Genomic DNA, 3712 nt, shown 5'->3' with positions numbered 1-3712 from the left:
GGCGTGCTCAGGCCGGGAAGGCGGTCGATCGCGGCGGCATCACACTCGTCGCCCAACCCGTCGGACCAGGTTCAGCAGCCATCAGAGATCACCCCGAGCCAGCCCAATGATCGACACATGCAAGCACGTCAATCGTAGTGACGGTGGCTGGCAAGAGCAATGGGTCGGATCACGCGAACCATCCGTGCGGTCACCGCTGGCCGACGACGTCATACCGGACCCGCAGCGCACACACGCCGGCGACCAGACGCAGCAGACGGTCGGACGTCGGGCTGGCCACACCATCGTCGTCGGCCAGTCGATCGAGCAGAGCCCGCACCGCAACCAGGTCGAACAGCTCGACACCGTCGAGCACGCCCGCGTCGATCCAGCGCCGGATTCCGGCGGCCGCGCGGGCCGGACGGCGATCCGGCGGGGCGAAGAACGGGCGCTTCTCCCCCACGCGTACCTCCTCGGTGACGTAGCCAGCCATCGCGTCGCGGAACACCTGCTTGACCCGCCCTCGACCGAACTCGACCAATGGCAGCGACCGCACCGCCTCGAACAACCGGTGATCCAGCAACGGCAGCCGCACCTCCACCGAACGGGACATGTCCAGCCGTTCCGCGGCCAGGATGTAGTTGCAGAACCAGGTCCGCAGGAAGAGGTAGAGCGACTGGTGCACCGGTGCCCGCCCGTCGAGCTGGTGCCAGGCCGCGTCGATGATTCCTGCGATGCTGTCGCGCCCGGCGAACCGCTCCCTTAGCCCCGCGTGCAGCAACGGTCGGACCGCCGAGGTGGTGGTCAGGTGCCGGTCGACCAGCCAGCCCGGCAGAAACCCCAACCGATCGAGGGCGCCGCGCAGCGTCGGCGGGGCCGACGCGCCGGCGAGCACACCGGCGTACCGCCGCCGAACCTCGGGGTCCGCGACCGCGCCCAGGGCAAGGTCGCCGTGCAGGTGCCGGTAGCCGAGAAAGAGCTCGTCACCGCCCTCGCCCGCCAGCGCCACCCGCAGCCCGGCCCGCCGGATCGCGGCGCTCTGCGCGAGCCGGGCGGTGCCATGGCCGTTCTCCTGGAGCATCTCCCCGAGGCGTGCCGCCGCCGGGAAGTTTGCCGCAAGCCGCGCGGGATCCAACCTCACCTCGTGGTGGTCCGCCCCCCAGTGCGCCGCCGTCCGCCCGGCCACCTCGCCCTCGTCCAAAACGGAACCGGGGAACCGTACGGTGAACGTCCGCACCGGACCATGCTCGGCGGCGACCCCGACCACCGCCGACGAGTCGAGCCCGCCGCTGAGGTGGAAGCCCACCGGCACGTCGGCCACCAGCCGAAGCCGGACCGCCTCCTCGACGTGGCCCCGCACCAGGGCCGCAGCCGCACCATCGGGGCCGGCCGGACCGGCCACCGCCGCAGCCGGTGGGTAGTCGAGGTCCCAGTACCGCACGACCCGCACCCCGTCGCCGTCGGCACGCAACAGGCAACCGGGCGGCACCTGGAGGATGCCCGCGAACAGCGTCCGGTCCGGCGCGAGACAGGCGTGCAGGTGGTCGTGGAAGGACTCGGCGTCCCAACGGGGTACCGCGCCCGCCGCGAACAGCGCCTTGACCTCGGAGGCCACCACCAGCCGCCCGTCGATCCAGGTGTAGTACAACGGCTTGACGCCGAACCGGTCCCGGACCGCCAGGAACCGCCCCCGACGCTCGTCCCAGAGCACCACGGCGAACTCGCCGCGCAGCAGGCCCACGAATCCCGCCGGATCCTCCTCGTAGAGATGTACGGCGATCTCGCTGTCCGAGTCGGTGCGCAACCGGTGTCCCCGGGCCTGCAGATCCCGCCGCCACCGCCGATGGTCGTAGAACTCCCCGTTGACCACCGCCCGCACGTCGCCGGCCCCGTTGCGCACCGGCTGGTCGCCGTTGCCGACCCCGACCACCGCCAGCCGGACCTGAGCCAGCCCCGCCCGCCCGGAGGGGGCCACCCAGCACCCCGTGCCATCCGGACCCCGGTGCCGCAACACCCCGATCGGAGCAAGGTGCTCGAGCGCCACCCCGGCCCCGGGCGACCAGACCGCCACCAGACCGCACACGGCTATGCCCGCCCGCCCGGAGACGACCCGCCACGGAGGGCCGCCGTCACCGCGTCCCGTTCCAGACGCAGGCGGGCCAAGGCGGCCACGCGCAGCGCGCGTTCCGGATCGCGGGCCAGCCACGCGTGGTCGATCTTGCCGTTGCCGGTACGCGGCAGCGCCGGCACCACCACGAACCGGGCCGGCACGCTCGCCGCGGGTAGGCGCTGAGCCAGGTGCCGCCGCACGCCCTCGCGGTCGAGACCGACGCCCGGTCCGGCGACCAGGTACGCCACCAGCACCGTCCGTCCGGCGGCCGGCCGCCCGCACACCGCGGCCTCCCGGACTCCCGGCACCAGACGCAACGCCGCCTCGACCTCGGCCGGCTCCACCCGGTGCCCCCGGATCTTGAGCTGACGGTCGACCCGACCGTGGAAGTGCAGCAGCCCACCGGAGTCGACGCTGGCCAGGTCGCCGGTACGGTACCGGCGCGCCCCCGCAGAGCCGGGGTCCGGCCGAAACCTATCCGCGGTCAGACCCGGCAGCCCCAGGTAGCCCCGCGCCAACGCCGCCCCGCCGATGTGCAGCTCGGCCCGGCCGCCGGGCGCGACGGCGCCGTCCAGGGTCACGGATGCGTACGGCAGCGCGGTACCGATCGGCACGGCCTCGGGATCGCCGGTGCTCACCCCGTGCACACAGCAGCCCACGACCGCCTCGGTCGGGCCGTACTCGTTGATCACCTCGGTCGGCGACGTGCCCCGCCACCACGGCTCGGCCTGGCCACGGAACAGCTGCTCACCACCGACCACGAGGACGTCCACCGAGGTCCGCACGTCCGGACGCCGGGCCAGAGCCGCCGCCACCGCGTCGAGGTGCGACGGGGTCAGCTTGACCAACCCCCACCTCCGGGCGGTCAGCGCCGAGGCCAGCGCCGTCGGCGCCGGATCGGCGAGCAGGACGACCCGGGCGCCCACCAACAGGGGCGCGAACAGGCCGGTGACCGTGAGGTCGAACGCGGGCGAGGTCGACACGAGGGCCGGTCCACCCCGGACGTAGCGGGTGGCCGCCCAGGCCAGATACCGGGCCAACCCGCCGTGCGAGACCACGACCCCCTTCGCCGTGCCCGTGGAGCCGGAGGTGTACATGACGTACGCCGCCTGCTCCGGATGAATCGCCGGCAGCGGACGCCGGTCCGGTGACGCCCCGGCCCAGCGTACGGGCATCGTCGGCACGCCCGGATCGGCCGCGGCCCCCTCCTCGGCCAGCACGGCGACGGCCCCGCTGGACCGCACGATCTCCCACCGCCGGCGTCCGGGATGGTGCACGTCGATCGGCACGAACGCGGCACCGCAGCGCAGCACCGCCAGCAACGCCACCACCAGATCACGGCCGCGCGGCAGGCACACCGCGACCCGGCGTTCCGGGCCGGCGCCCGCCGCCGCGAGCCGGCGGGCCAGCTCACCGGAACGCCGGTACAACTGCGCATAGCTGACGAAACCGCGGTCGTCCTCGACCGCCACCGCGTCCGGCGTCGACGCGACCACCCCGGCCAACCGCACGCCGAACAGCGCGGGTTCCTCCGACACCGGCATCAGCACCTCCCCAGACCGACGACGCGCCCTGGCCGGACCGCCGTCGCGCGATCCGGGCGACCACGACCACCCACCAGGG

The 3712-nt window shown here is 73.8% G+C and carries 2 protein-coding genes; both read right to left on the bottom strand.

The window, feature by feature from the left end:
• Positions 1-190: 190 nt before the first annotated feature.
• Positions 191-2050, bottom strand: a complete 1860-nt coding sequence (gene asnB, locus GA0070558_RS23825) for an asparagine synthase (glutamine-hydrolyzing) (RefSeq protein WP_500862223.1) — start codon at positions 2048-2050, stop codon at positions 191-193.
• Between the two features lie 14 nt (positions 2051-2064).
• A complete protein-coding gene (locus GA0070558_RS23820) occupies positions 2065-3627 on the bottom strand; it encodes an amino acid adenylation domain-containing protein (protein WP_176734348.1) in 1563 nt (520 codons plus the stop codon).
• Positions 3628-3712 lie beyond the last annotated feature (85 nt).

It is taken from the genome of Micromonospora haikouensis (genome assembly GCF_900091595.1).
Taxonomy (GTDB): Bacteria; Actinomycetota; Actinomycetes; order Mycobacteriales; family Micromonosporaceae; genus Micromonospora; species Micromonospora haikouensis.
This window is presented reverse-complemented; position numbering and strand designations above follow the sequence as displayed.